This window comes from Alexandriicola marinus (genome assembly GCF_004000435.1).
GTDB lineage: Bacteria > Pseudomonadota > Alphaproteobacteria > Rhodobacterales > Rhodobacteraceae > Alexandriicola > Alexandriicola marinus.
Genome location: NZ_RBVZ01000036.1, coordinates 1 through 6,504, shown reverse-complemented (window position 1 = coordinate 6,504; position 6,504 = coordinate 1). Strand labels below are relative to the sequence as shown.

General features: G+C 68.8%; 5 protein-coding genes and 1 pseudogene. All 6 read right to left on the bottom strand.

The window, feature by feature from the left end; all coding sequences use genetic code 11:
• Positions 1–274 (bottom strand): annotated as a pseudogene (locus EP376_RS22330) (hypothetical protein); the annotation flags it as partial.
• Between the two features lie 5 nt (positions 275–279).
• Entirely contained in the window at positions 280–1,704 is a 1,425-nt protein-coding gene (locus EP376_RS22325; RefSeq protein ID WP_127657690.1) for an NAD-dependent succinate-semialdehyde dehydrogenase, read from the bottom strand.
• A gap of 30 nt (positions 1,705–1,734) precedes the next feature.
• Complete coding sequence (locus EP376_RS22320; RefSeq protein ID WP_127657689.1) at positions 1,735–3,111, bottom strand: biotin/lipoyl-containing protein; 1,377 nt, start codon at positions 3,109–3,111, stop codon at positions 1,735–1,737.
• Complete coding sequence (locus tag EP376_RS22315) at positions 3,101–4,096, bottom strand: alpha-ketoacid dehydrogenase subunit beta (protein ID WP_127657688.1); 996 nt, start codon at positions 4,094–4,096, stop codon at positions 3,101–3,103. The genes EP376_RS22320 and EP376_RS22315 overlap by 11 nt, the downstream gene beginning before the upstream one ends.
• Positions 4,097–4,107: 11 nt before the next feature.
• Positions 4,108–5,127, bottom strand: a complete 1,020-nt coding sequence (locus tag EP376_RS22310; protein ID WP_127657687.1) for a thiamine pyrophosphate-dependent dehydrogenase E1 component subunit alpha — start codon at positions 5,125–5,127, stop codon at positions 4,108–4,110.
• Between the two features lie 78 nt (positions 5,128–5,205).
• Positions 5,206–6,504: M24 family metallopeptidase (locus EP376_RS22305; RefSeq protein ID WP_127657686.1), on the bottom strand; the 1,299-nt coding region annotated here is incomplete at its 5' end.

Genomic DNA, 6,504 nt, shown 5'->3' with positions numbered 1-6,504 from the left:
TGCGGGCGGCGACCCGGGCAAAGCGGCTGAGCGGTTCCTCGGTGACGGGGCCGTAGAGGCTGTGATCGACGTCCCAATAGGCGGTGTCGCCGGCGGGGGCGGGGGCGCCCGCCGCGGGGGTGGCCGGGGCCGCACCGGTGGCGGCGTCGATATCCTCGGGCCCGATGGTGGTGCGGCCGAGGCTGCGGGCGAGCGCCTCGATATCGACGCCCTTCTCGAGGGCGCGCTTGCGGGTGGTGGGGCTGGCGGCGATGTCTGGCGTGGTCTGTGTCATGGGGCTCACCAGCTTGCCGAGATGTATTGCGTTTCCATGAACTCGAGCATGCCCTCGTGTCCGCCCTCGCGGCCGAGGCCGGATTGCTTGGTGCCGCCGAAGGGGGCGGCGGGGTCGGAGACGAGGCCGCGGTTGAGGCCGACCATGCCGTAATCGAGCCGCTCGCAGACCTGCAGCGCGCGCTTGAAGTCGCCGGAGAAGACGTAGGCGACGAGCCCGTACTCGGTGTCGTTGGCCCGCGCGATGACCTCTTCCTGGGTCTTGAAGGTCTGGATCGCGGCGACGGGTCCGAAGATCTCGTCATGGACGCAGTCGGCGGTCTCGGGCACGCCCGAGAGCACGGTGGGCGGGTAGAAGAAGCCCGGGCCATTGGGCGTGGTGCCGCCGCATTCGACCTTTGCGCCCTTGGCGACGGCATCGGCCACGAACTCGGCCACCTTGTCGCGGGTCTGGGCGTTGACGAGGGGGCCCACATCGACGGAGGGGTCGGTGCCGTTGCCCACCTTGAGGGCGGACATCTTCTCGGTGAGGCGGGCGGTGAACGCGTCCGCGATATCCTCGTGGACATAGATGCGGTTGGCGGCCGTGCAGGCCTCGCCGAGGTTGCGCATCTTGGCGAGCATGGTGCCCTCGATGGCCACGTCCATGTCGGCATCCTCGAAGACGACGACGGGGGCGTTGCCGCCCAGTTCCATCGCGGGCTTGAGGACCTGGTCGGCGGCGCCCTTCAGGAGCGTGCGGCCGACGCCGGTGGAGCCGGTGAAGGAGATCACGCGGACGCGGGGGTCATGCATCATGTGATCGACCAGCGCGCCGGTGCGGCGCGAGGGCAGCACGTTGACGAGGCCCGGCGGGACGCCGGCCTCTTCGAGGAGCGGCATGAGGGCGAGCATGGTCAGCGGCGTCTCGGAGGCGGGCTTGATGATGACGCCGCAGCCGGCGGCGAGCGCGGGGGCGATCTTGCGGGTGCCCATGGCGGCCGGGTAGTTCCACGGCGTGACCAGGACGGCGAGGCCCGCGGGCTTGTGCTGGACCATGATGCGTGCGCCGGAGGCGGGGGCATGGGTGATCAGCCCGTCGGCGCGCACGGCCTCTTCGGCGAACCAGCGGAAGAACTCGGCGGCATAGGCGGCCTCGCCCTTCGCGTCCGTGCCGGCCTTGCCGTTCTCCAGCGTGATGAGATTGGCGAAGTGATCGAGCCGGGCGCTCATCAGCTCCCAGGCCTTGCGCAGCACTTCGGAGCGGGCGCGGGGGGTGCGCGCGGCCCAGTCGGCCATGGCGCGTTCGGCGGCATCGAGGGCGGCGTCGGCATCCGCGATATCGGCGGAGGCGACGGAGGCGAGAACCTCTTCGGTGGCGGGGTTGATGACGTCGAAGCGCTCTGTCGTGGCGCGCCACTGGCCGTCGATATAGAGGTCGGTGTAGTCCATGGGAAAGTCCTCTCCAGTCGGAGCTTCGTGTCAGAGCAGGTGGCGGAGCGGCTGCTCCATCCGGCCTGCGACGTCGGAAAGAAGCCGGATCGCGGCCGCGGGGTCAAGCTGGCCCGGGGCGGCCTCGAGGGTGAGGGCAAGGCCCTCTCCGGCGGTCAGGCCCGAGGTCATGAGCGTGAGTACGGGCACGGGTTCGGCGCCCATCGCCACGCCCGTGAGCCGGGTGCCGCGCAGGTCGCGCAGGACAAGGTCGGGGGTGGCGTCCCCGGCGTCCTCGGGGGTGACTTCGGTGACGGCCGACAGGCGGCGGCCCGGCGGCACGGTGAACAGGCGGGTCCGGCCGAAGCGCTCCACGGCGATGGTGGTTGTGCCGGTGCCTCCGCCCGCGAGGCCCGCGAGGATCGCATCGGCATCGCCGAGCCCATGGGCCTCGGCGGCCCAGGCGGCAAAGGGGGTCAGCCCATCGGTGGCGGTGGCGGCCTCGAGCCGGAGGGCGGCGGCCGCGATCTGGCCCGCGGCGGCGGGTGCCGTTGCGGCGGGCTCCGGCGGCAGGGCGCGCAGCACGTCGAGGTCGCGCATGTGGAAGGGCTGGGGATGGCCCGCGGCCACGAGGCGGGCGAGATCGAGCCCTTCCTCCAGCGCGATCCGGCGCGCCTTGGGCGAGGCGAGGATGCGGCCCGCCGCTGTGCGCGGCGCCTGTGCCGCCGGAGCGGCTGCGGGTGCAGCGGCCGGAGCGGCAGCCTTCGCCGGGTCCGCCCTGGACGCCTCGGCCCCGGCTGGTGCGGCGGCCTGCGCCGCGGAGCGGGTGACGGGGCTCTCGGGCGCGGTGTCGGAGATTATGGCGACCACGGCGCCCACCGGCACCTCTTCGCCCGCCTGGGCCAGTGTCGCGGCGAGGAAGCCCGCGGCGCCGGCCTCGACCTCCATCGTGCTCTTGTCGGTCTCGACCTCGAAGAGGATGTCGCCGGCGGCGACGGCCGCGCCCGGGGCGACCTGCCAGCTGACCAGCAGCCCGGTGTCCTGGGCCATGCCCAGCTGGGGCATGGTGATGGGGCGGCCCTCGGGCAGCGCGTCACCGGCATCGGCGGCGGCCGGTGCCCCGGACTCTGCGCCCCCGTCCCCGGCGCTCCCGTCTTCTGCGCCATCGTCTTCGGCCCCGTCGTCTTCGGCGCTCTCGGAGATCCGGGCGATGATGGCGCCCACGGGCACGTCCTCGCCCTCGGCGGCCCTGACGGAGGTGAGAAAGCCCGAGGCCTGGGCCTCGACTTCCATGGTGGCCTTGTCGGTCTCCACCTCGAAGAGCGCGTCACCCTTGGCGACGGCGTCGCCGGGGGCCTTGAGCCAGGAGACGATCTTGCCCGCATCCTGCGCCATGCCCAGCTGCGGCATCGTCACATCATGCGGCATGAATGAGCTCCCCGGAACAGAGCTTGCGGGCGGCGGCAGCGACGCCCTCGGGCGTGGGCACGGTCAGGTCCTCGAGCGCCGGGCTGAAGGGCACGGGCACATCCATGGCGCCCATCCGCAGGACCGGCGCGTCGAGGTGGTAGAAGGCCTTCTCGTTGAGCCGGCTCGCGATCTCGGAGGTGACACCATAGCTCTGGTGGCCCTCGTCGATGACGATCGCGCGGGAGGTCTTCTTGACGCTTTCGATCAGCGTCGCCTCGTCGAGCGGCACGATGGTGCGCGGGTCGATCACCTCGGCCGAGATGCCCTCGGCGGCCAGCGTCTCGGCCGCCTTCTCGGCGACCTGCACCATCGAGGAGGTGGCGATCAGCGTGATGTCGGTGCCCTCGCGCTTGATGTTCGCCTCGCCGAAGGGGATCAGGTACTCCTCTTCCGGCACCGGCGCCTTGTCCTGGTACATCAGCTTGTCTTCGAAGATGACGACCGGGTTGTTGTCGCGGATCGCGGTCTTCATCAGCCCCTTGGCCTCGTAGGCCGAGGAGGGCAGGGCGACCTTGAGCCCCGGGATATGGGCCACCAGCGCCTGCAGCGACTGGGAATGCTGCGCGGCCGAGCGGCGCGTGGCGCCGAGATTGGTGCGCAGCACCATCGGCACGCTCAGCTTGCCGCCCGACATGTAATGCTGCTTGGCGGCCTGGTTGCACAGCTGGTCCATGACCAGGTAGAGGAAGTCGCCGAACATCAGGTCGACGATCGGCCGCGCGCCGGTCATCGCGGCGCCGACGGCCAGCCCGACGAAGCCGGGCTCCGAGATCGGCGTGTCGATGATCCGCTCGGTGCCGAACTCCTCCACCAGCCCCGACAGGACCTTGAAGGGCGTGCCGGCCTCGGCCACGTCCTCGCCCAGCAGGAACACGGTCGGGTCGCGGCGCATCTCTTCGGCGATGGCCTCGTTGACGGCCTGGGACAGGGTGATCTCTCGCATCTCGTCTCTCCTCAATCCGCGTAGACGTGCATGTCCACTTCGGACGCATCGGGGTAGGGGGCGGCCTCGGCATAGGCGACGGCCTCGGCGGCATCGGTCTCGATCTCGGCGTTCAGCGCCTCGATCTCCTCTTCCGTGGCGATGCCCTCGGCCACCAGCCAGGACCGGAACCGCACGATCGGATCGCGGTTCTCCTTCCAGTCGGTCTCTTCTTCCTTGGAGCGGTAATAGGCGCGGTTGATGTCGCCCACGTGGTGGCCGTGATAGCGGTAGGTCATCAGCTCCATGAAGAAGGGGCCCTCGCCCTTGCGGGCGCGCGCGACCAGCTTCTGGGTCAGCTCGTTGACGGCGAGCACGTCCTGCCCGTCGACCTGGTGGCTCTCGATGCCGAAGGCTTCGGCCCGCGCCATGATCGAGCCCGCCGCGATCTCCTCGGTCTTGGTATACTCGGAATAGCCGTTGTTCTCGCAGGCATAGATGACCGGCAGCTTCCACAGCGCGGCCATGTTCATCACCTCGTACCACAGGCCCTGCGCCGTGGCGCCGTCGCCGAAGAAGCACACGGTCACGTCGTCCGAGCCCTGCAGCTTGGCGCGCAGCGCCGAGCCGGTGGCGATCCCCATGGAGCCGCCGACGATGGCATTGGCGCCGAGGTTGCCGTGGCTCTGATCGGCGATATGCATCGAGCCGCCCTTGCCCCGGCAATAGCCCTCTTCCTTGCCCAGAAGCTCGCAGAACATCTCGCGGAACTCCGCGCCCTTGGCCACGCAATGGCCGTGGCCGCGATGGGTCGAGGTGATCCGGTCGCTGTCGGTCAGCGCCTCGCAGATGCCCACCGCGACGGCCTCCTCGCCGGAATACATATGCGTGAGCCCCGGCATCTTGGCCGAGAGGTAGAGCTGGTTGGCATTGTCCTCGAAGGTCCGGATGCGCACCATCTGGGCATACATGCGCATGTAGTCTTCGGTATTGGTCTTGGGTTTGGACTGGGGTTTGGACTGGGGTGTGGATTGGGCTTTGGCTTTGGCCATTGGGGCGTGTCCTCCGGGGGGAAGCGGGACGGGCCCGCCCTGCGCGCGCGGCGCAGGACGGGACCCGTTCCGCCATGCTCAGTAACGGTTGGCGATCGGCAGCTCTTCGGCCGGGAACAGCGAGATCACCTCGCAGCCCGTCTCCGTCACCACGACCTCCTCCTCGATCCGCGCCGCCGAATAGCCGTCGGTGGCCGGGCAATAGGTCTCCAGCGCGAAGACCATGCCGGTCTGGATCTCCATCGGGTGATCGAGCGACACCGCGCGGGAGATGATCGGGCGTTCATGCAGCGCAAGCCCCAGACCATGGCCGAACTGCAACCCGAAGGCCGCGTCCTCGTTCGGGAAGCCGAGGCTCTCGGCGGTGGGCCAGACCTCGGCCACCTTGTCGGTGGTGACACCCGGCTTGATCATCGCGATCGAGGCGTCGATCCATTCGCGCGCCTTCACATAGGCATCGTTCTGCGCCGGCGTCGCCCGGCCGATGTTGAACGTCCGGTAGTAACACGTCCGGTAGCCCTGGTATGACTGCAGGATGTCGAAGAACGCCTGGTCGCCGGGCCGGAAGTAGCGGTCGGTGAAGTTGTGCGGATGCGGGTTGCACCGCTCGCCCGAGATCGCGTTGATCGCCTCCACGTCGTCCGAGCCCATCTCGTAGAGCATCTTGTTCGACAGCGCGACGATGTCGTTCTCCCGGATGCCCGGCTTCAGCTCCTCGTAGATCATGTGATAGACCCCGTCGACCATCGAGGCCGCCTGGGTCAGAAGCTGGATCTCGTCCCAGTTCTTGATCTCGCGCGCCGCCAGCATGATCTGCTGGCCGTCCACGACCTTGATCCCCTCTTCCTGCAGCGCGTGGAACATCGCCGTCTCGGCGTAATCCACGCCCACCGGCATGTCCGCCATGCCCGCATCCTTGATCAGCTGCGCGATCATCTTGGCGTATTTGCGCATGAGCCCGAACTCGGGCGGGATCGTGCCGCGCATGCCCACCACACCGGCCAGGCAATGATCGGGCTCAAGCCAGTCCGAATAGCGCTGGTGATGCACCGCCGCCGAACCGAAATCCCACACATAGGGGCTGTCGTCCCCCGTCAACAGGCAGAACCGGCACATCTTGTCCCGCTCCCACTCGCCGATCTTCGTCGCAGACACGTAGCGGATGTTGTTCACGTCAAACAACAGCAACGACCCCGCATTCGACGCCTGCAACGACTGACGCGTCCGCGCCAAACGATACCGACGCAAACGGTCGTGATCCACACGACGCTCAAAATCAACAGACCCATGACCCCAGGCCGGCAAACGATCCCGCCACTCCCAGTTCGGCTCCAAATCCTGTGGCGTCAACAAATTTGGCATCAAAGCGCGTGACAT